Source organism: Rhodococcus sp. P4_C10 (assembly GCF_056402135.1).
In genome coordinates, this window is record NZ_JBFUHZ010000009.1 from 104,406 (window position 1) to 130,080 (window position 25,675).

Genomic DNA, 25,675 nt, shown 5'->3' on the forward strand with positions numbered 1-25,675 from the left:
ACTGCTTCAGCCTCATCCATACCGTCGAACTACCTCTCAGAACCTTCTGGTGCGCAGGGCACAATCGGGGCCAAGGCTACCAACCACCGATGCCGGTGACCGATTCGCGAGTCTTCACCCCATCGCTCGGTCGACTAGCCTCACCTTGGCCAGGGGGCATGTGGCCCCACCCCACGTTGTCTTGGAGCACATGTGAACACCGTCCCCGCCGCGCCGGATTCGACGCGGAGGCGACGGTGGCTGTGGGGCTCGATCACCGTTCTGATGGTGGCGGCGGGTTACGTCACGGTGCTGTCAGTCAACGACCGCTTCTTCTACATGGACGATACCGAGTCCGGCGCGATCCCGAACTGGATCTATCTCGGCCGCATCCTCCGCACCGGCACGATGCCTTCGCTGACGCCCGAGCAGTGGATGGCCGGCAACTATCCGGTGGAGGGGCAGGGCGGGCTGTGGAATCCCGTCCAGATCGCGATCAACATGATGGCGCCCTCGGTGGACAACATGGTGCTGTTCGCGACAGCCACCAAGTTCGCCTTCGCGGCGATCATGGCCCTCGGCGTCTACCGGGTCTGCCTCGAATACGGGGCGCGACCAGCGTGGGCGGCGGTGGCGGGCGTCGCTGTTCCCTTCACCGGATTCTCGCTGTTCTACGATCAGGCGTCCTGGGTGACGGCCCTGACGAGTACCGCCTGGGTGTTGCAGGCGTGGGCCAGCGCCGTCCGATACTCGCGCGGGCGCTCCGGTCCGCTCCCGACGTTCGTGTTCCTCTACCTCGCGCTCAGCGTCGGCTACCTCCACCCCGCGCTGTGCGCGGGCATCCTGGTCGCCTGCCTCGCCATCGGCGAATACCTGTACCAGGGCAAGTGGCAGCCGTCGCTGCGACTCCTCGTCGTGGGTGCCTGCGCGGGCGCGGCGGGGGCGATCACCTTTCTGCCCGGCGCCCTCTCGGGCGATGTCACCTGGCGCACCGATGAGGGCAACGTCTACAACGACAACTTCCTCACCGCGCCGTGGTCGGAGACATTCACTGCGAGCATGCCGTCGGCGCTGCCGGCGATTCAGGCGTGGCAGGGCGAGGTGCAACCGTGGCCGGTCACCTACATCGCGTGGTTCCTGATTCCGGCGCTGGCGTTCGTCGACTGGCAGGCCGTCGGCAAAACGCTCCGCAGTTTGTCGGGGACGCTGATCTTCCTGGGCGTCATGCTGATCGCGGCCGCCGGGCCGAGCAGCTTGGGACCCCTGCGCTGGCCGGGCCGGGTGCTGCCGTTCGTCGCGTTCGCCGCACTGATCGTGGTCTGTGTGCTGCTCAGCAGGCACGGCACGCTGCGTTCGTTGAGGACACGGTGCGTCGTGGGCGCCGTACTGGTCGCCGTCATGGTGCTTCGCGCAGGGTCGTCCTCTCCGCTGCAGTTCGGTACGCACCTGCTGTGGGGTCTGGTGATCCTGGCGGCCGGGGCCGCCGTCCTGTTTGTGGCGTCCCGCTTCGGGATCGCCGCGGTGGCCGGGCTGCTGATGGCGTCCACCCTGCCTGTGGTGCACTTCCAGGTCAGTGAGTACCCGTACGAGTCGCAGTGGCTGTTGCCGGCCAAGCAGTCCGAGGCCAAGGCCGCCTTCCCCGACTGGGCGGGCAACAACCTCCAGTTGGGCACCCGCGACCTGGAGCCCCGCGAGAACCTGACGCTGGACGCCACCTGGAGCACCCTGACCTGGGGAAATTACGCCAAGTTGCTCGACCTCAGCTATGTCAACGCCTACACCTCCATCGGGTTCGAGGAGTTCGGGGACCGGTTGTGCATGGAGTACGACGGCTCGACCTGCTACGACAGTGTGTTTGACGCCTTCGCCACCGAGCCGACGACCGGCCGGACCTATGTCGACCTCATGTTGATCGACCGCGTGGTCCTGCAGAGGGCCCAGTACCCGGATGCGGACGCCAACCCGGCGCCGCCCGGCTGGAGGTGGACGCAGTACCCCGAGAACCCACATGTGGCGGACTTCGCATACGTGCTCGAGCGCATCGACGGGCCCATCTCCCACCGGAACGGACGGGTCGCGCACGCGGAGGGCGTGACCGCGCGGAGCGTCGCCGAGGCCGATGCGACCAGCTCGGTGAGCATCAGTTCGCCCGACGGCGGCCGGGTGGTCTTCGCGCGGTTGGACTGGCCCGGGTACTCGGCCACGCTGAACGGTGAACCAATCGGTACGTACGCCGTGGACGGTATCTTCGTCGCGGTCGACGTCCCCGCCGGTACCGTCGACGGGACGCTGAACCTGACCTGGACACCGCCCGGAAGATCGATCGGTCTCGCCGGCATCGGCCTCGGTCTTCTCGGCCTCGCCGTCCTCGAGGTGCACTTCCTGCGTTCGCGCCGCGCGGGCCGGGCCGCTCGGGATCCCGCCGCCGTCGCGGCGTGACGCGGACGGCCGCGAGACCATCCGCCGAAATGAGCGCGGAAACACGCAGCGCGCGCAGGATCGTGTGCAGTCGCTCAGTGCCGCCCGCGTAAACTCGCAGCCCGTGACCTCCGATGACGCCCGACCCACGGTGGCGCCGCACCGAATGTCCGTCGTGGTGCCGGTGTACCAGGGCGCCCAGACACTGCGCGACCTGATCGACGAGATCCTGCCGTGGACGACGACCCGATTCACCCCGGCAGGCCGGCCGATGGTCGTCGAGGAGGTCCTGCTCGTCTTCGATCACGGCCCTGACGACTCGGCGGCGGTCATCCGGCAGCTCGCGGCCGAGCACGACTTTGTCAGGCCGATCTGGCTGAGCCGGAACTTCGGCCAGCATCCCGCGACCCTGGCCGGCATGGCGTCGAGCGGGGGCGAGTGGATCGTCACCATGGACGAGGACGGGCAGCACGACCCGGCCGCAATCGGCGGCCTCCTCGACACCGCACTCGACGAGCAGGCCACCGTCGTCTACGCACGCCCGACGAACGCCGCGCCGCACGGGCTGCTGCGCAACGCCGCATCCCGCGGGTCGAAGTGGCTCATCGCGCACGCTCTCTCCGGTGACAACACCCGCAGCTTCCAGAGCTTCCGGCTGGTCCTCGGCGAGGTCGGCCGTTCAGTGGCGGCGTATGCGGGGTCGGAGGCCTACCTCGACGTCGCGCTCGGCTGGATCGCGGGAGACGTGACGACCAGTCCGGTGGCACTGCGCGCCGAGCAGGGCAGACGCTCCGGATACCACCTGCGCAGCCTGCTCTCGCACTTCTGGCGAATGGTGCTCTCCAGCGGGACCAAGGGCCTGCGATTGGTCAGCTTGATCGGCGTGCTGTTCGCCGCGCTCGGCCTGGCGCTGGTGCTGTACGTGCTGGTCTCGTACATGTTCTTCGACGTCGCCAGCGAGGTCCGGGGCTGGGCCTCGACGATGGTGGTCCTGCTGTTCGGAATGGGTGCCATCCTGTTCTCCCTCGGAGTCATCGCCGAGTACGTCGGTGTCAACGTCAAGACCGCGATGGGCAAGCCGCCGTACCTGATCGTCGGCGATCCGGCGGCGGGTCCGCTCGGCCGCGCCGAGCCGGCACCCGACGATCATCGATCCAAACCTGCGGGCGACTGAGATGGCCACCCCGACCTGGGTCGTGGGCGGCGGCGGCTTGCTGGGCCGCGCCGTCATCCGCGAGCTCGAACGTCGGGGCGAACGGGTCGAGACGAGCCGGGTCCCGTGGCACGACGGCGACCTCGCCAGGCGGGCGCTCTTCGCGGACGCGCAGCGGGTGATCGACTCGGCCGACGGCGGGCCGTGGCGGCTCGTCTGGTGCGCCGGTGTCGGCGTGAACGGCACGACCGCCGACGAGTTCGCCGCGGAGAATGCGGTCGTGTCCGACGTGCTGGACGAGATCGCCAGGATCACCCGCGGCCGCGCGGCACCCGGCGTGGTGCTGCACGCGTCCTCCGCGGGCGGGGTCTACGCCGGCTCGTCCGGGGCGCCGCACACCGAGGACACCGACCCGGTGCCGCTCGGCGACTACGGCCGCGCGAAGCTGGTGGCTGAGCGGCTGATGCACCGCTTCGGGGCCGACGCCGGGGCGTCCGTCGTGGTGGGGCGGTTCGCGAACCTGTACGGCCCCGGCCAGAACCTGACCAAACCCCAGGGACTCATCTCGCACCTGTGCCGCGGCTACCTGGTGTCGGCACCGATCTCGATCTACGTGCCGATGGACACGATGCGCGACTACCTGTTCGTCACCGACGCGGCCGAGATGGTCGTCGACGCCCTCGACCTCGCGCAGTCCCGGCCGGGCGAGCGGGTCACCAAGATCTTCGCGTCGGGCCAGAGCACCACCATCGGCGCCCTGCTCGGCGCCTGCCGCACCGTGTTCCGCCGCAAGCCGACCGTCGTGCTCGCGTCGTCGCCGCTCGCCAACGTCCAGTCCGGGGACCTGCGGTTGCGCTCGACGGTCTGGCCGGAACTCGACCGCCGGTCGTACCGCACGCTGCCGGCCGGCATCGCGGCCACCCTGGAGGCGACCCGGCGTTCGCTCGGCCGGTAGTCCGCTCGGTCCGTCGCGCTCAGCTACCCGGGTCGGCGGATCCCAGCACCGACTCGCCCGCCGCGGCGTAGGCCTGCTCCGTTGCGCCCTTCTGCGGACGCCACCACTGCTCGTTGTCGCGGTACCAGTCGACGGTCGCGGCCAGGCCGGAGCGGAAGTCCCGGTACCGCGGCTCCCAGCCGAGTTCGGTGCGCAGACGGGTGGCGTCGATGGCGTACCGCATGTCGTGGCCCGGCCGGTCGGTGACCGCGTCGAAGTCGTCCGGGTCCTTGCCCAGCAGCTCCAGGATGGTCCGCACGACGGTCCGGTTGTCGACCTCGCCGTCCGCGCCGATCAGGTAGGTCTCCCCCGGCGTGCCGCGCTCGATGATCGTCCACACGGCACGGTTGTGGTCTTCGACGTGAATCCAGTCACGGACGTTGAGGCCCTGACCGTAGAGCTTGGGCCGGACACCGTCGAGGACGTTGGTGATCTGCCGCGGGATGAACTTCTCCACGTGCTGGTACGGCCCGTAGTTGTTCGAGCAGTTCGAGATGGTCGCGGTGATCCCGAACGAGCGGGCCCATGCGCGCACCAACAGGTCGCTCGATGCCTTCGTCGAGGAGTACGGGCTCGACGGGTTGTACGGGGTGGACTCGGTGAACCGGGCCGGGTCGTCGAGTTCCAGGTCGCCGTACACCTCGTCGGTGGAGATGTGGTGGTAGCGCACGCCGTGCTTGCGGATCGCCTCGAGCAGCGTGAAGGTACCGATCACGTTGGTCCGAACGAACGGCGACGGGTCGTTGAGGGAGTTGTCGTTGTGCGACTCCGCCGCGAAGTGCACGACGAGGTCCGTGCCGGCGATCAGACCGTCGACCAGGTCGGCGTCGGCGATGTCGCCCTGGACGAAGTCGATCCTGTCCCGGACCGGGGCCAGCGATTCGACGTTGCCCGCGTAGGTCAGCGCGTCGAGGACGGTCACCTCCACATGGGGGCGCTCGTCGACGGTCTGCTGGACGAAGTTGGCGCCGATGAATCCAGCACCGCCGGTCACGAGTAGCTTCACGGTCCGCACGATACCGGTGGCCGGAGTTTGCCCGGGAACCGAACACTGGAACACTGCCCGCTATGCGCGGAATCATTCTGGCCGGTGGAACCGGGTCCCGGCTGCATCCGATCACGCTCGGGGTCAGCAAGCAGTTGGTGCCGGTGTTCGACAAGCCGATGATCTACTACCCGCTGTCGACGCTGATGCTGGCCGGCATCCGGGACATCCTGGTGATCACCACCCCCGAGGACGCCGAGCAGTTCCAGCGACTGCTCGGGGACGGGTCGCGCTTCGGCGTCAGCCTCACCTACCAGGTGCAGGCCGAGCCCAACGGGCTCGCGCAGGCCTTCGTGCTGGGCGCCGAGCACATCGGTTCGGACTCCGCCGCGCTGGTGCTCGGCGACAACATCTTCTACGGCCCGGGTCTGGGTACCCGGTTGACCCGGTTCGAGGAGATCGAGGGCGGCGCGGTGTTCGCGTACTGGGTCGCCGACCCGACCGCGTACGGCGTGATCGAGTTCGACCGCGGGGGTCGCGCGATCTCGCTGGAGGAGAAGCCCCAGCAGCCGCGCTCCAACTACGCGGTTCCGGGGCTGTACTTCTACGACAACGACGTGGTGTCGATCGCTCGCGACCTGTCGCCCTCGGCGCGCGGCGAGTACGAGATCACCGACGTCAACCGCGCTTACCTCGAGGCCGGTCGGCTGCAGGTCGAGGTGTTGCCCCGCGGTACCGCCTGGCTCGACACCGGCACCTTCGACTCGTTGCTCGACGCCTCGAACTACGTCCGCACCATCGAGGAGCGGCAGGGGCTGAAGATCGGAGCGCCCGAGGAGGTGGCCTGGCGGCGGGGCTTCATCACCGACGACGAGCTGCGGGTGCGGGCCGAGGCGCTGGTCAAGTCCGGATACGGCAACTATCTGCTCGGTCTGCTCGACCGCGGCAAGGATTGGTGAGTAATGCAGTTTCGCGAACTGAAAGTGCCGGGCGCATGGGAGTTCACCCCGCAGCAGTTCGGTGACGACCGCGGCGTGTTCCTGGAGTGGTTCCGGGACCCGACGTTCACCGAGGCCACCGGCCGCACCCTCGACCTGCAGCAGGCCAACTGCTCCGTCTCCGCGGCCGGCGTGCTGCGCGGCGTCCACTTCGCAGACGTGCCGCCCGGCCAGGCCAAGTACGTGACCTGCGTGCGCGGCGCGGTCCTCGACGTCGCGGTGGACCTGCGGGCCGGGTCGCCGACGTTCGGCGTGTGGGACGCCGTCCTGCTCGACGACGTCGACCGCCGCGCGGTGTTCCTCAGCGAGGGGCTCGGACACGCCTTCCTCTCGCTCGAGGACGACTCGACCGTCGTCTACCTGTGCTCGACCGGGTACGCGCCGGGTCGCGAGCACGGCATCGACCCGCTCGATCCCGAGGTCGGCATCGACTGGCCCACCGTGGGCCGGGACGGGACCGAGTTCGAGTTCCGGCTCTCCGACAAGGACGCGGCGGCACCCTCGCTCGCCGCCGCACTCGAGGCCGGGCTGCTGCCACGGTTCGGAGCCGGTGCCCAACCCCTCGGGTAGGGTTCACCGGAGCAAACGGGCAGCACCACAGCGATGAAGGACCACCAGTTGACCGACCGCGGTCCCCACGACCCGAGTTCGGGCAACACCGAAGCGACCCCGCCCGCGGGCATGTCGGGCGGTGCGGGACCGCTGATGCGGCTGGTGAACAACCAGGGGCTGGCCTTCCTGCTGGTCGGCGGGTTCAACACGGCCCTCGGCACGGCCTGGTTCATCGTCTGGCAGCTCGCCCTCGGCGACCAGCTCGGCTACCACTTCGCAATCGTCGCGGGATACCTGTGCAACGTGCTGTGCGCGTTCGCGATGTACCGCTACCTGGTGTTCCGCGTCCGCGGGCACCTGCTGCGGGACCTGTGGCGGTTCGTCGTGGTCAACTTCGGCGCCTTCGCGATCAACATGGCCCTGATGACGCTGGCGGTGTCGGTGTTCGGATTCCCCCCGATCCCGGCGCAGATCGCGATCACCGCGGTGACCGCGACCGCGAGCTTCTTCGGGTATCGAGATTTCTCCTTCAGTAGAAAGAAAAGGTCAGGTTCCGCATGACGCCTCGGGTCTCCGTCGTTGTTCCGGCGTACAACAACGCCGACTACATCGCCGAAACCATCGACTCGATCCTCGGACAGACCTTCGAGGACTTCGAGCTGATCATCGCCGACCACGCGTCGAGCGACGGCACCCTCGCCGCCCTCGCCCCGTATGCCGACGACCCCCGCGTCACAATCCTGCACACCCCCGCGGGCGGCGGCGCCAAGGCAAACTGGGACCGCGTGAGCCAGGCCGCGAACGGCGACCTGCTCAAGCTGGTGTGCGGCGACGACACGATCTTCCCGACCTGCCTGGCCGAACAGGTGGCGGCGTTCGACGAGCATCCCGACGCGGTCCTGGTCGCCTCGCAGCGCACTCTGGTCGACGCGGCGGGCAAGACGGTGCTCGCCGCCCGCGGCCTGGCCGGTCTGTCCGGACCGGTGAGCGGACGGGTCGCCGCCCGGCGGGCCGTGACCGCCGGGGCGAACATCTTCGGCGAGCCGGGCTCCGTGCTGATGCGGCGCGCCGTGCTCGAGAAGATCGACTGGTGGGACGACGCCAACCCGTACCTGATCGACGAGGCCACCTACATCGGCGTCGCACTGCACGGCGACGTCGTCGCGATACCCCGCCCGCTGGCATCGTTCCGCATCAACGCCGGCCAGTGGAGCGTGCGGCTCGCACGCCAGCAGGCGTCCCAGGCGGCGGCATTCCACGAGTCGTTGCGCGCGGCCGAACCGGGACTGCTGTCCGCGACGGATGTGCGGGTCGGCAACGCCAAGGCACTGGGCACCTCGTTCATGCGGCGCGCCGTGTACATGGTGCTGCGCCACCGCATGAGCTGAGCCCGTCAGCTCATCGTGCCGATACCGGTGGATCCGACGCCGACCGAGCCGATGCCGGTGGTCATCGAGCCGTCGGTGGCCGACCCGGTGTTCGCGAACCCGGTGTTCAGCGACCCCGTGTTGACCGAGCCCACGTTGCCGGAACCGGTATTGGCCGACCCGACGTTGCCGGAACCGGTGTTCGCCGACCCGACGTTGCCGGAACCGGTGTTCGACGACCCGACGTTGGCCGAGCCGGTGTTCGCCCACCCGACGTTCTGCGAGCCGGTGTTGTTGGAGCCGGCGTTGTAGGAGCCGGTGTTGTCCGGGCCGACGTTGTTGGACCCGAAACTGCTACCGCCCCCGGAGGATCCGGCACTGCCCGAGCCCAGGCTGCCGGCCACGTCGCGACAGGGCAGCAGAACCTCGGCGACGTCCTGCGCCACGGACCGGACCAGCACCGCGACATCGGCCAGTCCGGCCTCCGCGCAGGAGGGCCCGGCCGCGACTGCGGCGGCGTGCGCGCTCACCAGGTCGCTCACCGGGTCGGCATTCGCCAGTCCGGCGCCCGCGTAACCCGTCGACAGTGCGGCGAAGGTGGCGGCGCCCGCGAAAATTCTGACCGTCGTGGCCCGGCGAACAGCGTTCATGGAGTGCTCCTTCTCAACAAGTAAGGTGCGAGCGAACTCTCAGTGAATGGGTGTTGCGGACGTTACGGTACCGGTGTCCGGGCGAGGCCGCCCGCAAATCACCGATAGTCGGCGTGCCCCGTTCCGTGTCCGCAATCGGACCTGAGGTGACGGAACCCATGCCCGGTTCCCGTGACCCGGCGGTCCCGACCTGGCGTTGGCGGGCCCCGGCAATCACCCGTCCCGCGGCCCCGAAAAGTCGTAAGTTCAGATTCACCACTGCGCGTGATCTATCGGGCGGCCCCGCCGCAGGATGCCGGGTGTGTATGGCGGATGTGGAGACGGACAGGACGGCGCGACGTCGGCCGCGACACCGACGTGGACTCCGACTGCTGCTGGCCGCCCTCGCCGCGGTCGCGCTCGCCCTCGTCGGCACCCGGCTGGACACCGAGCCCCCGCGCCCCACCGTGGTCGCGACCCCCGAGATCTCGACGCCGGCGCCCGCCCCGCTGAGCCCGGAGGAACTCGCGGCCCGGGTGGTGCCGACCATCGTCACCGTCACCTCCAGCACCGGACTGAAGAGCACCGCGGGCACCGGCATCGTGCTGTCCGAGGACGGCCTGGTGCTCACCAACCACCACGTCGTGTGACCGCCCGCAGCTCCGGCGACGGGTCCCGTAACCGGCTGACCGGGATGATCGAGGTCGACGCCGACGTGCGTCCCGGCGACTCCGGCGGACCGCTGGTCGACGCCGCCGGGCGGGTGGTCGGGGTCAGCACCGCGGGCAATCCGGACAGCCGTCCCGACGCGCCCGCCGCCGACCACACGGGCATCACCTCGTACGCCATTCCCATCGACGACGCGATGGGCGTCGCCGGACAGGTCCGGGAGGGCCGGACCGGCGGGACCGTACACGTCGGGCCGACCCCGTTCCTGGGCGTCGCGGTGACCAACTCCCCCACCCTGCAGGACGGCGCGCGGGTGGTGGCCGTCGGGTTCGGCTCCCCCGCCGACCAGGCCGGGATCAAGTCCGACGACCTGATCACCTCGTGGTCCGGCACCCCGATCCGGTCCGCGTCGGACCTCACCTACGAGATGACCGCCCGGCATCCCGGCGACCGCGTCGAGATCGGCTGGGTGGACGCCACCGGCGCGGCCCGGACCGCGTCGCTGGTGCTCGGAGCCGGTCCGCCCTGAGCGGCGTCAGTGGATCTTGAAGATCACCGCGCGCTGGACCACGAAGTTGATCACCGTCGCGGTGCCCTGGGCGATGACGAAGGCGAGGGCGCTGTAGAGCAGGGTGTCCGGCCAGATCTGCCCGAACACCGTGTACAGACCGACCTGGACCGCGAACGTCACCGCGTACAACGCCACCACGGCCGCGAAGCGCGCGCGGCTCGGCGGGGCGTTGAACGTCCACCGGCGATTGATCAGGTAGGCCGTCGTCGTCCCGAGGACGAAGCCCACCGACTTCGCAGCCGCACGCGGCACCCCCAGGCCGTTCTGCAGCAGGATCGTGATCGTGAAGTCGACGACCGCGGACAGCGCACCGGTGAGCACAAACCGGACCAGCTGGGTCTTGAGGTCGACCTCGGTGCCGCCGGGCTCGTCCACCAGCGGCAACTCGACGGGGAGCGGCAGGTGCGGCTCTGGGGCATGCGGGGTACCGGACACCGGTCGAGGGTAAGCGACCCGCGCGCACCGAGTAGCGGTGGCCACATGTGCGCATCGACACGGGCTGCCGTCGCTACCGCCAGGTAGCCTCTACACCGATGTCCACGACAGCTGAAGAGACGCCGGCCGACGTAGTACAGCCGCAGCCTCTCCCCACCCAGACCCGCACCCTCACCGGTTGGGGACGCACCGCGCCGACGACGGCCGAGGTGCTCTCCACCCCCGACGTCGAGGTGATCGCGTCCGCGGTCGCCCAGGTCGCCGAGCGCAACGACGGCAAGCCCAGCCACCTGCGCCGCGGCGTCATCGCCCGGGGCCTCGGCCGCTCCTACGGCGACCCGGCCCAGAACGCGGGCGGCCTGGTCATCGACATGAATGCCCTCAACCGCATTCACCGCATCGACCGCGACACCGCGCTGGTGGACGTCGACGCCGGCGTGAGCCTCGACCAGCTGATGCGGGCGGCGCTGCCGTTCGGCCTCTGGGTCCCGGTGCTGCCGGGCACCCGCCAGGTCACCATCGGCGGCGCCATCGGCTCCGACATCCACGGCAAGAACCACCACAGTGAGGGCAGCTTCGGCAACCACGTGGTGTCGCTGGACCTGCTGACCGCAGACGGGCAGGTTCGCAAGCTGACGCCGAAGGGCGGTCGCAACGACCCCAAGGGCGCGCTGTTCTGGGCGACGATCGGCGGCAACGGCCTGACCGGCATCATCCTGCGCGCGACGATCAGCATGACGCCCACCGAGACGGCGTACTTCATCAACGACGGCATCCGGACCGAGAGTCTCGAAGAGACGGTCGCCGCGCACCAGGACGGCACCGAGGACAACTACACGTACTCGAGCGCCTGGTTCGACGTGGTCAGTGCGCCGCCGAAGCTGGGTCGCGCAACGATCACCCGCGGCTCGCTCGCGAAGTTCGACGAGCTGCCGAAGAAGCTGCAGAAGAACCCGTTGAAGTTCGACGCCCCGCAGCTGATGACCGTCCCCGACGTGTTCCCGAACGGCCTGATGAACAAGCTGTCGGCCAGCGCCATCGGCGAGCTGTACTACCGGATGGGCGGTAACTACACCGGCAAGGTCCAGAACCTGACGCAGTTCTACCACCCGCTCGACCTCCTCGGTGAGTGGAACCGCGCGTACGGCTCGAAGGGCTTCCTCCAGTACCAGTTCCTGGTGCCCACCGAGGCCCTCGAAGAGTTCAAGAGCATCATTCGGCACATCCAGGCGTCGGGCCACCACTCGGCACTCAACGTGTTCAAGCTGTTCGGACCGGGCAACAATGCACCGCTCAGCTTCCCGATGGCGGGCTGGAATGTCGCCATGGACTTCCCGATCAAGGCAGGCCTGAACGAGCTGGTCACCGAACTCGACAAGCGCGTGCTCGAGTTCGGCGGCCGGCTGTACACCGCCAAGGACTCGCGCGCGACCGCCGAGACCTTCCACGCCATGTACCCGCGGATCGACGAGTGGATCGCGACCCGCCGGAAGTACGACCCCACAGGCGTTTTCGCCTCCGATATGTCCAGAAGGTTGGAACTGTGATCAACGCCGTGGGTAACCCCCAGACGCTCCTGCTCCTCGGCGGCACCTCCGAGATCGGCCTGGCCATCTGCGAGGAGTACCTGAAGAAGGCTCCGATGCGGGTGATCCTGGCCGCGCTGCCCGGCGACCCGGGCCGTGACGGCGCGGTCGCGCAGCTGAAGGCCAAGGGCGCCACCGAGGTCGACGTCGTCGACTTCGACGCGCTGGACACCGAGTCGCACCCGAAGGTGATCGACGAGGCCTGGGCGAAGAGCGACGTCGACGTCGCGATCGTCGCGTTCGGCCTGGACGGGGACGCCGAGGAACTGTGGCAGAACCAGCGCAAGGCCGTGCTGGTGGCCAACGTCAACTACACCGCCGCGGTATCCGTTGGTGTGCTGGTCGGCGAGAAGATGAAGGCGCAGGGCTTCGGCCGCATCATCGCGATGTCCTCGGTCGCCGGTGAGCGCGTCAAGCGCGCCAACTTCGTCTACGGCTCCACCAAGGCCGGCCTCGACGGCTTCTACCTCGGCCTGGGCGAGGCCCTGGCCAAGTTCGGCCCGCGGGTGACGGTGGTCCGGCCCGGCATGGTGCGCACCCAGTTCAGCGCGCACGTCAAGGAAGCGCCGCTGACGGTGAACAAGGACATCGTCGCCACGCTCGCCGTCGCCGCGTCCGACAAGGGCAAGGAAATCGTCTGGACCCCGGGTCCCTGGCGCTTCGTGATGATGGCGCTGCGCCACGTGCCGCGGGCGATCTTCCGCAAGCTGCCGATCTAGGCGGCTCCGCAGCCTGTGTGCCTTTCTGGTTGCTCCAACTACCAGAAAAGCGCACAGGCGCGCAGCGCCTAAACTCTCGAATCGTGACGACCACCGCCGCCAGCCCCGTCTCCCCCAGCCACGTCCAGCCCGCTCGCCGGGCCGCGTCCGCCGCCGGGGAGATGGTGCTGGCGGCGCTCGTTTCGGTGGTGGTCGCCGCCGTCGGACTGGTCGCCTTCTCGGTGGTCCAGTGGCCGGCGTTCAACTCCTCCAACGTCACCCGCGCGCTGACCACGGTCGGGCAGGTGCTCACGCTGTCGGTGCTGGCGCTGTCCGTGTGGCTGCTGCGCCGACGCCGCGCGACCACCCTGGCGAAGGTGCTGTCCTGGGCCGGGGTGTCCGGGTTCGTCACCGTCACCCTCGGCATGCCGCTGGCCGCCACCAAGCTGTACCTGCACGGCGTCTCGGTCGACCAGGAGTTCCGCACCGAGTTCCTCACCCGGATGACAGACACCGCGGCTCTGAAGGACATGACCTACGCGGACCTGCCGTCGTTCTACCCGGCCGGCTGGTTCTGGTTCGGCGGGCGGGTCGCGAACCTGCTCGGCATGGACGGCTGGGAGGCGTTCAAGCCGTACGCGATCGCGTCGCTCGCGGTGGCGTCGGTGATCGCACTCGTGTTGTGGTCCAGGCTGATCCGCGCCGACCTCGCCGTGCTGGCGACGGTCGCGACGACCGCGCTGACGGTCGGGTACGCCTCGCCCGAGGCGTACAGCGCGATCCTGGTGGTGCTGCTGCCGCCGGTGCTGCTGCTGGCGTGGGGCGGGCTCTACCGGCCCGGGGAGACCGGGTCCGGCGGGTGGGGCGCCGTCGTGGGCACCGGACTGTTCCTCGGCCTCGCCGCCACCTTCTACACGCTCTACCTGGGCTACGCGGCCTTCGCTGTGACGGTGATGGCCCTGGTCGCGGCGGGCCTCGCCGTCCGCGCACAGGGATCCTGGCGGGCGGCCCTCGACCCGCTGGTGCGCCTGGCCGCGGCCGGAGTGATCTCCGGCCTGATCGCGCTGATCGTGTGGCTGCCGTTCCTCAGCGCGCTGCGCACCGGCACGCTGTCGGGCACCGGCTCCGCCACCCACTACCTGCCCGAGGCCGGCGCGGACCTGCCGCTGCCGATGTTCGACGGCGACCTGACCGGGGCGCTGTGCCTGCTCGGCACGGTGTGGCTGGCCGGTCGCGCCGCCTCGTCGCGGCGCGCACAGGCGCTGGGCCTCGGCGTGGTCGCGGCGTACCTGTGGGCCCTGATGTCGATGGCGGCGACGGCGGTCGGCACCACCCTGCTGTCCTTCCGGCTCGAGCCGGTGCTCATCGTGTTGCTCGGCGCCGCAGGTGTTTTCGGCTTCGTCGACTTCGCCCGCTGGCTGATCCTCGCGACCAGCGAGAACCCCCGGGTCAAGGCCGCGGTGGTGGCGGTGGGCGCGCTCGGCGCGGTCGCGTTCGCCCAGTCCATCCCGCACCTGCTGGCCCCGGAGATCACCATCGCCTACACCGACACGGACGGCGACGGGGTGCGCGCGGACCAGCGTCCGCCGGGCGCCGCTGCCTACTACGCGGCGGTGGACGAGGCGATCCAGGCGCAGCGCCCCGGCCCGCGGTCCGACACCGTGGTGCTCACCGCCGACACCAGCTTCCTGAGCTTCTACCCGTACTTCGGGTTCCAGGGACTCACGTCGCACTACGCAAACCCGTTGGCGCAGTTCGACAAGCGAGCCGCCTACATCGAGTCCTGGACGGAACTGCAGACCCCGGACGAGCTGATCGAGGCGATGGACGCGACCGGCCTGCGGGGCCCCGACACGTTCGTCTTCCGCCAGTCCGACGACGGGTACACCCTGCGCCTCGCGGAGGACGTGTACCCGAACGACCCGAACGTGCGCCGCTACACCGTGACGTTCCCGGAGAAGCTGTTCGAGGACCCGCGGTTCTCGGTCACCGAGGCCGGGCCTTTCGTGGTGGTCACCCGCGTCGGTTAGGGTCCACTTGTTGTCACGGTGTTCGGGAAGTCCGGTGTGAAACCGGCGCGGTACTCGCCACTGTGAGCAGGTACGTCGACCGCTTGGGGCTCGAGCTCCGACCACTGGGTGCGCAGGCATCTGGGAAGGTGCGGTCGCCGGTCATCCCTGCGAAGCCAGGAGACCGGCCGTGACGCAGCCCTGATGTTTTCCACGAGTCATGGAAGGCGGGTCGCTTTGCGCACCCTCGTTTCGTCGCGAGCTCGCTCGCGTATCTCCCCCCGGGTCATCTCCTCCGCGGCACTGTCGATCGCTGCCGCCCTCACCCTGTCCGCGTGTGGCGGGTCGTCGGACTCCGACGGCGACACCGCTGCGATCTCCCTGCAGAGCTGCGGTCGCACCGTCACCCTCGACGGACCCGCCGAGCGCGGCGTCACCCTCAACCAGGGCGCCACCGAGACGGCGCTGTCGATCGGCGCCCAGGACCGGATGGCCGGCACGGCCTACCTCGACGACACCATCGCACCGCAGTGGGCCTCCGCCTACGCGCAGGTCCCGGCGCTCGACGAGAAGGACTACCCGAGCCGCGAGGCCCTGCTCGAGGTCAAGCCCGACCTGGTGCTCGCGTCGTACTCGAGCGCGTTCGACGACAAGGCCGTCGGCTCGCACGAGTCGTTCGACGCCCTCGGTGTCGCCACCTACGTCTCCCCGTTCGGCTGCAAGGACAAGTCGACCCGTCCCGCCGTGTCCTGGGATTCGATCGGCACCGAGATCACCGACTACGGGACCCTGTTCGGCCACGAGTCCGAGGCCGACGCCGTCGTCGCGCAGATGCGCGAGACCCTCGGAGGCATCGAGGCCGCGGCGCCCGCGAAGGGCAAGAGCATCTTCTGGTACGACAGCAACACCGACACCCCGTACGTCGGCGGCAACGCCGGCGGACCGCAGCTGATCATCGATGCGGTCGGCGGCACCAACATCTTCGCGAATGCCGACGGCGCGTGGCTCGACGGCAGCTGGGAGACGGTGCTGGCCGCGAACCCCGACGTCATCGTCCTCGCGGACGCGTCGTGGGACACGGCCGAGGAGAAGAAGAACTACATGCGGGGCGACCCGGCCCTGAAGGATCTGAAGGCCGTGCGCGACGACGCGTTCGTCGTGGTCCCGTTCTCGGCGAGCACGCCGGGACCGCGCACCATCGAGGGCGCGAGCCAGGTCGCCGAGCAGCTGGGCGGCAACGGGGCATGAGTCCGACGACCCGGGTGCCGGCCCGGGTAGCCGCGGCGACCAGCACCGGCTGGTCGGTGATCCTGGTCGCGCTGCTCGTGGTGAGCTGCGCGGCCGGGGTCGCGATCGGCGCGGCCGACCTGTCGATCGGCACAGTCGTCGAGTCGATCGCCGGACGCCTCGGCATCGGCCCGGGCACTGATCTGCTCACCACCCATATCGTCGTGGACCTGCGGATGCCGCGGGTGCTGGCAGCCGCGGCGATCGGCGCGGGGCTCGCCCTGTGCGGCGCGGTGCTGCAGTCACTGACCGGCAACCAGCTGGCCGACCCCTACCTGCTCGGCATGTCCGGGGGCGCGTCGTTGGGCGCGGTCCTGGCGCTGACGACCGGCGCGAGTGCGGTGGGCGCCTTGGGATTCGGTGCCGTCTCGTCCGCAGCATTCCTCGGTGCCCTCGGGAGCCTGCTGCTGGTGTTCGTCATCGCGACGTCCCGGTCCGGGGCGCTGCTGCCCGGTCGACTCGTCCTCGCCGGTATCGCGGTGGGGCAGTTGGCCGCGGCGCTGACGTCGGCGTTGGTGCTGTTCGGCGACCGCGACTCCGCCCACCGGGTGCTGAACTGGACCCTCGGCTCGGTGGCCGGCGTGCGCTGGTCGGGTCTGGTCGGCATCCTCGTCGTCGTCGCCGCGACGATGACGATCTTCCTGGCCTACAGCCGGGTACTGGACTCGTTCGCGTTCGGTGAGCGTGCCGCCGCGAGCCTCGGCACCAACGTCGAGCGGTCGCGCTGGGTGCTGTACGTGGTGGCGTCACTGTGCACGGCGGCGCTGGTGGCGCAGGCCGGCATCATCGGCTTCGTCGGACTCGTGGTGCCGCACGCGGCCCGGATGCTCGTCGGTCCGCTGCACGCGCGCCTGCTCCCGGTGGTCGCTCTGGTGGGCGCACTGTTGCTGGTGTGGGCCGACATCGCCGCCCGCACGGTCATGCCCGGGCGGGAACTGCCGATCAGTATCGTCACCGCCGTCGTCGGGGTGCCGGCGTTCGTGTGGCTGCTCCGACGACGGGGAGCCGCCTCATGACGCACCACTCTCCGGAGATCCGGGTCGAGGACGTCACCTGGTCCGCCGGAGGCACGCGGATCCTCGACCGCGTGTCGTGCACGGCCCCGGCCAGGCGGGTCACCGGGCTGATCGGGCCGAACGGTTCGGGCAAGACGTCGCTGCTGTCGACCATCGCCCGGCTCGAACGTCCCGACAGTGGACGGGTGCTGATCGGCGACGTCCCGGCGACCGCGATGCACCGGCGCGAGTTTGCCCGCACCGTCGCACTGGTGGAACAGCATTCGGCCACCGAACTGGACCTGACGGTGGAGCAGATCGTCGAACTCGGCGCCATCCCGCACCGTGGCGGCTGGGCCCGCCCCGCCGCGCTCGGCACGGGTGAACTGGTCACCGACTGTCTCGCGACGGCCGGAATCACCGACCTGCGACACCGGTTGTGGCAGAGCCTGTCCGGCGGCGAGAAGCAGAAGACCCAGCTGGCCCGCGCCTTCGCGCAGCGCCCCTGTGTGCTGCTGCTGGACGAGCCCACCAACCACCTCGACGTCTCGGCGTCGCTGGAACTGCTCGAATTGATCCGGGTCCGCGGGCTCACCACTGTCGCCGCGATGCACGACCTGAACCTGGCCGCCATGTACTGCGATCATCTCGTGGTGCTGCGCGACGGCCGGGTCGTCACCGAGGGCCCGACGGAGTCGGTACTCACCGCCGAACTGCTGGCGGACGTCTACGGCCTCGACGCCCTGGTACAACCCCATCCACGAACGGGGCGTCCGATGGTGGTGCTGTGCGGGGCGGCCGCAGGCGCTGACGCACTCGTGGGGGGGGGGGGGGGGGGGGGGGGGGGGGGCCGGTGTAGATCGGGAACAGCGTGGTGCTCAGGATCGGCTGCTCGGTGAGCAGGTTGGTGGCGACGGCGCCGCCCAGGTACCCGGTCAGCAGGACCGCGCCGAGGACCGAGGTGACCGGCGCGAGGTAGAGCGCCAGGCACGCCAGCAGGACGACGCCGAAGACCCGGTTCAGCCCGGGATCGAAGCCGAGGTCCGCCATCGCGGTGCGCACCTGCTCCACGTTCGCGATGTGGGTGACCGAATCGAACAGCAGGAAGACCACGACCAGGCCGGTGACGATCCGACCGGCCAGGCGCTGCCGCGGCGTGACGGCGGCGGCCGTCGTGGCGGCGGGGGCGGACGTGGTGTGCGGGGTGATGGTCATGGCGTGCTCCGTCTCGTCCTCGTGGGCCTCACACGGGGTGCGGGAGGCGCATACCAGGTAGACCCGCACGGCCCCCGGAACTCATCGCCGCCGCGTCAGAGACGCACCGATCCGGGATCCGTCAATGTCGGGAAAACCACACCTGATCTGCGGCTTCTGACCTACTTCTCGTTGGCGGTGGAGCTCCCCGGACGGCTACCCTCGGCGGACATGAACGAGTCGAGTGCGGACCCCGGTCGCCTGCAGGCCACCTTCGTGCCCGCCCTCGCGACCCTCGCATGGTGGGGCGTCGAGGACGTCGAGTCGGCGCTGACCGCGCTCGGCCTCCCGCCGGGGACCGCCACCACCTGTCGGCTCGCGGTCCCGGTCGACGGCGCCACGGTCGCACCACGGACGGTGGGAGTTCGGGCCGCGGACCTGACCGACGTGCTGCCCGCGCTGCGGCGCCTGGATGTCGGTCCGGACGAGGTGGGCGCGTCGGTGCGGGCGTGGCACCGGGCGGCGCGCCAACTCGACGACGGCGACGACGACGACGCGGCCTGGGCGGAGCTGGCGCGGTCGATGCCGACCGCCGCGCACGCCTGCCTCCGCGCGGACGAGACGGCGGTCGGGACGGCGGCGTCCACCATCCGTCAGTTCGGCGCCGTGGCCGGCACCGGCCGCGAGCTGGCCGCCGCGGGTGTCCGGGCGACCTTGCGGCCCTATCAGATTCACGGCGTCACCTGGCTGCGCGCGCTGGCAGGCGAGGGCGGCGGCATCCTCGCCGACGAGATGGGGCTGGGGAAGACGCTGCAGGCCGTCTCGTTGCTGGCCACCCGCGCGGGGTCCGCGCCGCACCTGGTGGTGTGCCCGACCTCGGTGATCGGCAACTGGCGACGCGAACTGGACCGCTTCGCCCCCGACCTGCCCGTGGTGGTGCACCACGGCGCGAGCCGCGGGCTGCCGGCGACCGGGCCGGACGCCGCGGTGGTGCTCACGAGCTACAGCGTCCTGCGCACCGACGCGGACGAGCTGACCGCCGTCGCGTGGGACTGCGTGGTGTTCGACGAGGCCCAGCAGATCAAGAACCCGACGTCGCTGGCCGCCAAGGCCGCCGCCCGACTGCCCGCGACACTCAAGGTCGCGATGACCGGCACCCCGGTCGAGAACCGGCTCGAGGAGCTGTGGTCGCTCCTCCACGTCACCAACCCCGCCGTGCTCGGCACCCGGGCGCGGTTCCGGCAGCGGTTCGCGACGCCCATCGAGTCGGGACGGTCACGCACCGCCGCGGACCGGCTCGCCGCCGTCATCGAGCCGTACGTGCTGCGCCGCACCAAGTCCCAGGTAGCGACCGAGCTGCCCCCGAAACAGTTCTCGACGGTGGCGTGCACGCTGACCGACGAGCAGACCCGGCTGTACCGCGCCGCCGTCGCGGACGCGTTCGCCTCCGGGCTGGGCAGCGGCATCGCCCGGCGCGGCAACGTCCTGGCCCTGCTGACGACGCTCAAGCAGGTGTGCAACCACCCGGCTCAGGTCGGCGCCGGCAACGACGCCGGACTGGTCGGACGGTCCGGAAAGTTCGACCGCGCAACCGAAATGCTCGCGGAGATCGTCGAGGACGGCGACCGGGCGCTGGTGTTCACCCAGTACCGCGGCATGGGCGAGCTGCTCTCGGCGCACCTGACCGCCGAGCTGGGCGCCGGGACGATCCCGTTCCTGCACGGCAGCCTGAGCGTGGAGCGGCGCGACCGGCTGGTCGAGGACTTCCAGACCGGGCCGGACGCGGCGCCCGTGCTGATCCTCAGCCTCCGGGCGGCCGGGTTCGGGCTCAACCTGACCCGGGCCAGCCACGTGCTGCACTACGACCGGTGGTGGAACCCGGCGGTCGAGGCCCAGGCCACCGACCGGGCGCACCGGATCGGCCAGCACCGGACCGTCAACGTGCACACCCTCGTCACCGGAGGCACCATCGAGGACCACATCGCCGCCATGCACGAGTCGAAACGCGCTCTGGCCGAGTCGGTCACGGGGAACACGGAGTCGGCGCTGGCCGATCTACCCGACACCGAACTGCGCGCCCTGCTCGACCTCGACGCGATCGGCGTCTGCTGATGGGCGCGGAGTTCGGGGTCACCGCGTGGGGCCGGGCGTGGTTGCGGACCGTCGAGTCGACGGCCGCGTCCGCACCGAATCCGGCCATCCCCCAGGCGCGTTCCCTCGCGCGCAACGGGTCGGTGCACCTGACGACGATCGAGGCCGGGCGGGTCCTGGCCGAGGTTACCGTCCGCGGCAAGGTCTTCCCGGTGGCCGTTCAGGTGCCGGTGTGGACGAAGAAGGACGCCGGTGCGGTGCGGCGACTGCTCGACCGCGCCGGCGCCCGGGACCGTCGGGTGTCCGCGGGCGAGCTGCCCGACGCCCTGGTCGCCGACCTGCTGGCCGAGGACATCGCGGTGGCGCCCCCGATCGCCGAGCACGCGGCGACCTGCGGGTGCACCGGCCGCCGGCGCCCGTGCGTGCACCACCTCGCGGTGCTGTACGGCCTGGCCCAGAAGGTAGACGAGGAACCGGCGGTCGCGGTCGCGCTGCGGGAGAAAGGCGGTCGTTCGGCCGCGACGGCGACCCCGGCATCGGACTGGATCGCCCTGACCGAGATCGACCCGGCCGGGTTCTACGGGGCCTGAGCGTGCCGTCGGCCCCCTAGCCGCCGAACCAGGCCTGCGCGTCGAGCCGAAGGCCCTGCCCGCCGGTGACGGTGCGCAGGTCGGACTCGAGCGCACGCAGTCGGTCCGCGCCGATTGCCGACGCCCACTCCGACTGCAGCTCGTCGAAGATGACGGCGGAGCGGCGCAGGCTGTCCAGCCCACGCTCGGTGAGGACCACCGTCTTGGCGCGCGCATCGGACGGATCAGGTTGCCGGGAAACGTATCCCATCGCCTCCAGTCGGTCGACGGTCTTGCCCGCCGCCTGCTTGGAGACGCCGAGCCGACGCCCCACCTCGCTGGCGCTGGCGCCCTCGACGCCGATGGCCTGCATCGCGAATCCGTGAGCCGGCCGCATCTCCGGATGCCCCTGCGCGGCGAGCCGACGGTGCGTCTCGTCGATCAACGACCGGAACCCGGAGAACAGCAGGACGGGCAGCTCGTAGCCCGGACCCGCGCGCTCACTCATTCGGCACCCCTTGCGCCATATCGACAACCAGGTTTACTGTTTTGGTCAACCACATTGTCCATTCTATCCCGGGGGAAGCCGCCATGACGTTCACCGCACACACCGCCGAAACCGCCCCCGCCGCCGCCCGGCCGATCATGGCGGCGATCGAGCAGCAGTTCGGGTTCCTGCCCGCCGCGAGCGCGTTGATGGCCGAGTCGCCGGAGCTGATGCAGGCGTTCGCCCGCGCGAACGCCTTGTTCGAGCGCAGCACGCTTTCCCACCTCGAACGGGAGGTGGTGGTCTTCGCGGTCGCAACCCGGAACGAGTGCCACCTCTGCGTCGCCCTGCACTCGGCCGGCCTCACCCGCGCCGGGGCCTCGCCCGAGCTCACCGCCGCGCTGCGCGAGCGTCGCCCGCTCGACGACCCTCGGCTCGAGGCGCTGCGACGGTTCACCCTGGCCGTGCTCGACAGTGCTGGCGCGGTGGACGACGCCCGGATGCGCGCGTTCCTCGACTTCGGCTTCAGCCCCAGGCAGGCACTCGAGGTCGTGCTCGGCGTCGGCACGTACACCCTGTCCACCTTCGCCAACCGGATGACGGGCGCGCCGCTGGACGAGCCGTTCGCCCGGTTCGCCTGGGACGGCGCCGCGTAGCCCCATTTCACCGATTCGCGCCCACGGTCGCACCCGGCTTGTCATCATTGATGACAACACTGATGACAGATTCGGGACGGGGTGCACGATGGCCGACGACGGTTCGCGTCGCGCGATCCGGCTGACGCCGGAGATCATCGTGGAGGCGGCAGTGCGGATTGCCGCACGGGGCCGCCCCGACGGGCTGACCGGGCGCGCACTCGGCGAGGAACTGGGAGTGGACCGGTCCGCGGTGTGGCGACATTTCTCCGACAAGGACGCGCTCCTGCGAGCCGTCGGCGACCGGCTGCTGACGATGGCCCGCGACCGCGTCCCGACCGGGCTCGGGCCGAAACAGCGCATGGAACACCTCGCGCACGCGGTGGTCGCGGTGTTCACCGAGCACCCCTACGTGGGCGCCGCGGTAGCACCGCGCACCACCCGGGGCCCGGGCGAGTTCGCCCTCGTCGAGATGATGCTCACCTCGCTCGCCGAGATCGGCCTCGGCGACGCGGATGTCGTTCGCTACCAACGGATGCTGGCCGACAGCGTATTGGCATTTGCCGGCATGCAGGCCGGCTGGGCGGTACTGCCGGACACGATTCGGGACGCCGACGAGCGCGCCTGGCTCAGCGAGTACGCGGGCGCGGACCCTGCCCGCTACCCGGCGATCGCCTCGTCCGCTCGCGCCCTGGCCGAGGTGAGCCCGGACATGGTGCTCGACACCATGATCGAGGCGTTCTGGGCCGCCGTCGACACCCGCGCCCGGGCCACCGCCGGATGACCGCCACCACCCGCGACCGACCGCACCGGAGATCGAGGAACACCCGCGCATGACCGAGCCCAGCACCGCTACCGACGCCCGCCCCACCTCCGAGCAGCCGAGTTCCGACAGGCCGACCCGTCGCAGACGAATCCTGACCCGGACGGCAATCGCAGTCCCGCTGACCCTCGCGGTGCTGATCGCCGGGTCCTACGCCGCGACCGCCGCGCTCGACATCCCCGCGCCGCCCACTCTGGCCCGGCTGCTCACCGCTGCGCCGTCGACCCAGGGGTCGCTCTACCCGGCCCGGTCCGTGCCCGCCACCGACCCGCGACCGCTGCCCGTGCACGCGGCCGCACTGCCCGGGGCGGTGCCGTGGAAGGGCAAGCAGATCCCGGTCGCCGAATTCCTCGACACCACCCAGACGAACGCCTTCCTGGTGCTGCGCGACGGCGCGCTCACCCACGAGTGGTACCGCGACGGGGTCGAGCCCACGACCCGGCTGGCGTCCTGGTCGATGGCGAAGTCGGTGGTCTCGCTGCTGATCGGCCGGGCGATCGACGCGGGCAAACTGAGCGAGGACGACCGACTGGTCGACGTGCTGCCGGAGCTGGCCGGAGGCGGCGAGTACGACGACATCACGGTGCGGAACCTGCTCGACATGACATCGGGTGCCGACGTGTCGGAGAACTACAACCCGTACTTCCCCCTCACCGGCACCGCCCGGATGTACCTCACGGGTGACCTCGACACGTTCGTCCGCGACCACCGCGGTGTGCAGTTCCCGCCCGGCAGCAAGGGCGACTACCGCAGCGTCGACACCCAACTCCTCGGCCAGGTGCTCGCCCGCGTCGAGAGCAGGCCGCTGACCGACCTGCTCACCCACGACCTGTGGGGCCCGATCGGCGCGGAAGACGACGCGACCTGGAACCTCGACCGCGACGGCGGACAGGAGAAGGCGTTCTGCTGCATCAACGCCACCGCCCGCGACTTCGCGAAGGTCGGGCAGCTCGTCCTCGACGGCGGCCGCGTCGGCGACACGCAAGTCGTTCCGGCGGCGTGGATCTCGCGGATCAGTACCCCCGCCCAGCACCCGGTGTCCAAGTGGGGCTACTCGGCGCAGTGGTGGCACCCCACCGGCGGTGACGGCGCCGACCTCTCCGCGGTCGGGGTGTACGGCCAGTACACCTACGTGGACCCGACCACTCGCACCGTCATCGTCAAGCTCAGCGACTACGGGACCGAACAGGACGAGCAGGAGACGTTCGAGGTGTTTCGGGCGATCGCGGCGGCGCGCTAGCTCGGGTAATCGACGACGTATCCCAACGAACGACCTACGGCCGCCCGAACGCGAGGGTGACGTTGTGCCCGCCGAAGCCGAACGAGTTGCTCAGCGCGTATTCGATCCGCTGAGCCCGTGCGGCGCCCGAGACGATGTCCAGATTGACTGCAGGATCGTGGGTTTCGAGGTTCAGCGTCGGAGGTACCGTTTGGTCCCGGATCGTGGCCATCGTAAGTATCGCCTCCAGCGCACCGACTGCGCCGATCGAGTGTCCGAGCGCCGACTTGGGCGCGTAGACCGACGCGTCTTTGGCCACCGCCGTGATCGCGTTCGCCTCGGAGGCGTCGCCGACCGGGGTCGACGTCGCGTGCGCGTTGATGTGGTCGATGTCTGAAGCGCTGAGGCCGGCGGCATCGATCGCCTTGCGCATCGCGCGGGCGGCGCCGATGCCGTCGGGGTCCGACGCCACGATGTGGAAGGCGTCAGAGGTGATACCGGCCCCGAGAACGCGGCCGAACACCTCCGCCCCACGGGCTTTTGCGTGCGCCTCCGATTCGAGCACGACGAGCGCACCGGCTTCGCCCAGCACGAATCCGTCGCGGTGGAGGTCGAACGGACGGGACGCCCGCCCCGGCTCGTCGTTGCGGGTGCTCATGGCGCGCATCATGGCGAAACTCGCGATCGGAACGGCGTCGATCTGACCCTCGACACCGCCGGCGACGACGACGTCGACCTCGCCCGTGGCGATCAGTCGCCAGGCGTGGGCGATGGCCTCCGAACCGGACGAACAGGCCGACGTGGGCGCGAAGACACCTCCCTTGGCTCCGATTTCGAGACCGACGGTCGCTGCCGGCCCGTTGGGCATCACCATCGGAACGGACATCGGCGAGACCCGCCGATAGCCGCCGCCCCGCAGCGCGTCGACGGCGTCGATCAGAGCGTCGCCCCCACCGAGCCCGGTTCCGATCACCACCGCGAGCCGTTCGCCGTCGACCTCGGGGCTGCCCGCGCCCGCCCACACCTGGCGCCCCAGTACCAGCGCCATCTGTTCGACGAAGGAGTGTCTCCGTTGCTCCACCCTGGTCAACCGCGATGCCGGCACCGACTTCAACTTTCCGCCGATGCGGACCGGAAGATCGAATCGGTCGACAAAGTCGTCCTCCAGCCGAGCAATTCCGGTGCGGCCGTTCAGCAGCCCGTCCCAGGTCGCATCGACGTCGTCGCCGAGAGAGGTGGTCGCCGCGACAGAGGTGACCACGACGGAGCGTGAACGAGGGGCAGTTTCTGAAGCGATCGTTACAGTCACAATAAAACAGATACCTGTAGCGA

At 70.2% G+C, this 25,675-nt stretch carries 23 protein-coding genes, 2 pseudogenes and 1 riboswitch; of the genes and pseudogenes, 19 read left to right on the forward strand and 6 right to left on the reverse strand.

All coding sequences use genetic code 11. From position 1 onward, the window contains the following. Nucleotides 1-192 precede the first annotated feature (192 nt). The 3 genes from AC1DWC_RS07800 (at nucleotide 193) to AC1DWC_RS07810 (ending at nucleotide 4,505) form a co-directional block, all read left to right on the forward strand. On the forward strand, nucleotides 193-2,418 hold the full coding sequence (locus AC1DWC_RS07800) for an energy-coupling factor transporter transmembrane component T family protein (RefSeq protein ID WP_477906912.1): 2,226 nt from the start codon (nucleotides 193-195) through the stop codon (nucleotides 2,416-2,418). Nucleotides 2,419-2,563: 145 nt separating this feature from the next. Then, entirely contained in the window at nucleotides 2,564-3,571 is a 1,008-nt protein-coding gene (locus tag AC1DWC_RS07805; protein WP_477907148.1) for a glycosyltransferase, read from the forward strand. A 1-nt stretch (nucleotide 3,572) separates the two neighbouring features. Beyond that, a complete protein-coding gene (locus tag AC1DWC_RS07810; protein WP_477906914.1) occupies nucleotides 3,573-4,505 on the forward strand; it encodes an NAD-dependent epimerase/dehydratase family protein in 933 nt (310 codons plus the stop codon). Nucleotides 4,506-4,524: 19 nt separating this feature from the next. Here AC1DWC_RS07810 and rfbB read toward each other — a convergent pair whose 3' ends face one another. Beyond that, nucleotides 4,525-5,550, reverse strand: coding sequence for a dTDP-glucose 4,6-dehydratase (gene rfbB, locus AC1DWC_RS07815; protein ID WP_477906916.1), 1,026 nt, complete (start codon nucleotides 5,548-5,550; stop codon nucleotides 4,525-4,527). 62 nt (nucleotides 5,551-5,612) lie between these two features. Between rfbB and rfbA the strand changes: the two genes are divergently transcribed. Genes rfbA through AC1DWC_RS07835 form a run of 4 tightly spaced genes read left to right on the forward strand, consistent with a single transcriptional unit; the run spans nucleotide 5,613 to nucleotide 8,467 of the window. Next, nucleotides 5,613-6,488 carry a glucose-1-phosphate thymidylyltransferase RfbA gene (gene rfbA, locus AC1DWC_RS07820; protein ID WP_072844506.1) on the forward strand — a complete coding sequence of 292 codons (876 nt, stop codon included), beginning with the start codon at nucleotides 5,613-5,615 and terminating at the stop codon, nucleotides 6,486-6,488. Between the two features lie 3 nt (nucleotides 6,489-6,491). Then, nucleotides 6,492-7,097 carry a dTDP-4-dehydrorhamnose 3,5-epimerase family protein gene (locus AC1DWC_RS07825; protein WP_477906918.1) on the forward strand — a complete coding sequence of 202 codons (606 nt, stop codon included), beginning with the start codon at nucleotides 6,492-6,494 and terminating at the stop codon, nucleotides 7,095-7,097. Nucleotides 7,098-7,145: 48 nt separating this feature from the next. Further along, a complete protein-coding gene (locus AC1DWC_RS07830) occupies nucleotides 7,146-7,640 on the forward strand; it encodes a GtrA family protein (RefSeq protein WP_477906920.1) in 495 nt (164 codons plus the stop codon). Continuing rightward, nucleotides 7,637-8,467, forward strand: a complete 831-nt coding sequence (locus AC1DWC_RS07835) for a glycosyltransferase family 2 protein (protein WP_477906922.1) — start codon at nucleotides 7,637-7,639, stop codon at nucleotides 8,465-8,467. Before AC1DWC_RS07830 ends, AC1DWC_RS07835 begins: the two co-directional genes overlap by 4 nt. 5 nt (nucleotides 8,468-8,472) lie before the next feature. Here the strand turns inward: AC1DWC_RS07835 and AC1DWC_RS07840 are convergent, their stop codons facing one another. Then, nucleotides 8,473-9,096: a pentapeptide repeat-containing protein gene (locus AC1DWC_RS07840; RefSeq protein ID WP_477906924.1), complete on the reverse strand. Its 624-nt coding sequence runs from the start codon at nucleotides 9,094-9,096 to the stop codon at nucleotides 8,473-8,475. A 305-nt stretch (nucleotides 9,097-9,401) separates the two neighbouring features. Between AC1DWC_RS07840 and AC1DWC_RS07845 the strand changes: the two are divergent. After that, nucleotides 9,402-10,273: pseudogene (locus tag AC1DWC_RS07845) on the forward strand (S1C family serine protease). 6 nt (nucleotides 10,274-10,279) lie between these two features. Here the strand turns inward: AC1DWC_RS07845 and AC1DWC_RS07850 are convergent. Further along, the gene (locus tag AC1DWC_RS07850; protein WP_477906926.1) at nucleotides 10,280-10,750 is read right to left on the reverse strand and encodes a GtrA family protein; all 471 of its coding nucleotides are present in this window, start codon (nucleotides 10,748-10,750) and stop codon (nucleotides 10,280-10,282) included. Nucleotides 10,751-10,848: 98 nt separating this feature from the next. On the opposite strand from AC1DWC_RS07850, the gene AC1DWC_RS07855 reads away from it, so the two are divergent. The 6 genes from AC1DWC_RS07855 (at nucleotide 10,849) to AC1DWC_RS07880 (ending at nucleotide 18,224) form a co-directional block, all read left to right on the forward strand. After that, the gene (locus AC1DWC_RS07855) at nucleotides 10,849-12,297 is read left to right on the forward strand and encodes an FAD-binding protein (RefSeq protein WP_477906928.1); all 1,449 of its coding nucleotides are present in this window, start codon (nucleotides 10,849-10,851) and stop codon (nucleotides 12,295-12,297) included. Beyond that, nucleotides 12,294-13,055: a decaprenylphospho-beta-D-erythro-pentofuranosid-2-ulose 2-reductase gene (locus AC1DWC_RS07860; protein ID WP_477906930.1), complete on the forward strand. Its 762-nt coding sequence runs from the start codon at nucleotides 12,294-12,296 to the stop codon at nucleotides 13,053-13,055. The genes AC1DWC_RS07855 and AC1DWC_RS07860 overlap by 4 nt, the downstream gene beginning before the upstream one ends. A 161-nt stretch (nucleotides 13,056-13,216) precedes the next feature. After that, the gene (locus AC1DWC_RS07865; RefSeq protein ID WP_477907150.1) at nucleotides 13,217-15,064 is read left to right on the forward strand and encodes a galactan 5-O-arabinofuranosyltransferase; all 1,848 of its coding nucleotides are present in this window, start codon (nucleotides 13,217-13,219) and stop codon (nucleotides 15,062-15,064) included. Continuing rightward, nucleotides 15,064-15,250: riboswitch (cobalamin riboswitch) on the forward strand. It overlaps the preceding gene by 1 nt. 30 nt (nucleotides 15,251-15,280) lie before the next feature. Then, nucleotides 15,281-16,291, forward strand: a complete 1,011-nt coding sequence (locus AC1DWC_RS07870) for an ABC transporter substrate-binding protein (RefSeq protein WP_477906932.1) — start codon at nucleotides 15,281-15,283, stop codon at nucleotides 16,289-16,291. Next, nucleotides 16,288-17,346 carry a FecCD family ABC transporter permease gene (locus tag AC1DWC_RS07875; protein WP_477906934.1) on the forward strand — a complete coding sequence of 353 codons (1,059 nt, stop codon included), beginning with the start codon at nucleotides 16,288-16,290 and terminating at the stop codon, nucleotides 17,344-17,346. The genes AC1DWC_RS07870 and AC1DWC_RS07875 overlap by 4 nt, the downstream gene beginning before the upstream one ends. Then, on the forward strand, nucleotides 17,343-18,224 hold the full coding sequence (locus AC1DWC_RS07880) for an ABC transporter ATP-binding protein (RefSeq protein ID WP_477906936.1): 882 nt from the start codon (nucleotides 17,343-17,345) through the stop codon (nucleotides 18,222-18,224). The genes AC1DWC_RS07875 and AC1DWC_RS07880 overlap by 4 nt, the downstream gene beginning before the upstream one ends. On the opposite strand, the pseudogene AC1DWC_RS07885 reads toward AC1DWC_RS07880, so the two are convergent. Continuing rightward, nucleotides 18,175-18,540: pseudogene (locus AC1DWC_RS07885) on the reverse strand (DoxX family protein); the annotation flags it as partial. The gene AC1DWC_RS07880 and the pseudogene AC1DWC_RS07885 overlap by 50 nt on opposite strands. A gap of 210 nt (nucleotides 18,541-18,750) precedes the next feature. Between AC1DWC_RS07885 and AC1DWC_RS07890 the strand changes: the two are divergent. Together AC1DWC_RS07890 and AC1DWC_RS07895 are read left to right on the forward strand one after the other, a co-directional pair. Next, nucleotides 18,751-20,631: a DEAD/DEAH box helicase gene (locus AC1DWC_RS07890; RefSeq protein WP_477906938.1), complete on the forward strand. Its 1,881-nt coding sequence runs from the start codon at nucleotides 18,751-18,753 to the stop codon at nucleotides 20,629-20,631. Then, nucleotides 20,631-21,200, forward strand: coding sequence for a hypothetical protein (locus AC1DWC_RS07895; protein WP_477906940.1), 570 nt, complete (start codon nucleotides 20,631-20,633; stop codon nucleotides 21,198-21,200). Before AC1DWC_RS07890 ends, AC1DWC_RS07895 begins: the two co-directional genes overlap by 1 nt. Nucleotides 21,201-21,216: 16 nt before the next feature. On the opposite strand, the gene AC1DWC_RS07900 is transcribed toward AC1DWC_RS07895, so the two are convergent. Beyond that, the gene (locus AC1DWC_RS07900; RefSeq protein WP_477906942.1) at nucleotides 21,217-21,687 is read right to left on the reverse strand and encodes a MarR family winged helix-turn-helix transcriptional regulator; all 471 of its coding nucleotides are present in this window, start codon (nucleotides 21,685-21,687) and stop codon (nucleotides 21,217-21,219) included. 83 nt (nucleotides 21,688-21,770) lie between these two features. Between AC1DWC_RS07900 and AC1DWC_RS07905 the strand changes: the two genes are divergently transcribed. From AC1DWC_RS07905 to AC1DWC_RS07915, 3 genes are all read left to right on the forward strand, one after another. After that, nucleotides 21,771-22,322 (forward strand): carboxymuconolactone decarboxylase family protein, encoded by a 552-nt coding sequence (locus tag AC1DWC_RS07905; protein ID WP_477906944.1) that lies wholly within the window; start codon nucleotides 21,771-21,773, stop codon nucleotides 22,320-22,322. Nucleotides 22,323-22,410: 88 nt separating this feature from the next. After that, complete coding sequence (locus AC1DWC_RS07910) at nucleotides 22,411-23,085, forward strand: TetR/AcrR family transcriptional regulator (RefSeq protein ID WP_477906946.1); 675 nt, start codon at nucleotides 22,411-22,413, stop codon at nucleotides 23,083-23,085. A 49-nt stretch (nucleotides 23,086-23,134) separates the two neighbouring features. Next, on the forward strand, nucleotides 23,135-24,364 hold the full coding sequence (locus tag AC1DWC_RS07915; RefSeq protein WP_477906948.1) for a serine hydrolase domain-containing protein: 1,230 nt from the start codon (nucleotides 23,135-23,137) through the stop codon (nucleotides 24,362-24,364). A gap of 34 nt (nucleotides 24,365-24,398) precedes the next feature. On the opposite strand, the gene AC1DWC_RS07920 is transcribed toward AC1DWC_RS07915, so the two are convergent. Then, entirely contained in the window at nucleotides 24,399-25,652 is a 1,254-nt protein-coding gene (locus tag AC1DWC_RS07920) for a KasA/KasB family beta-ketoacyl-ACP synthase (protein WP_477907152.1), read from the reverse strand. Between the last annotated feature and the right edge of the window lie 23 nt (nucleotides 25,653-25,675).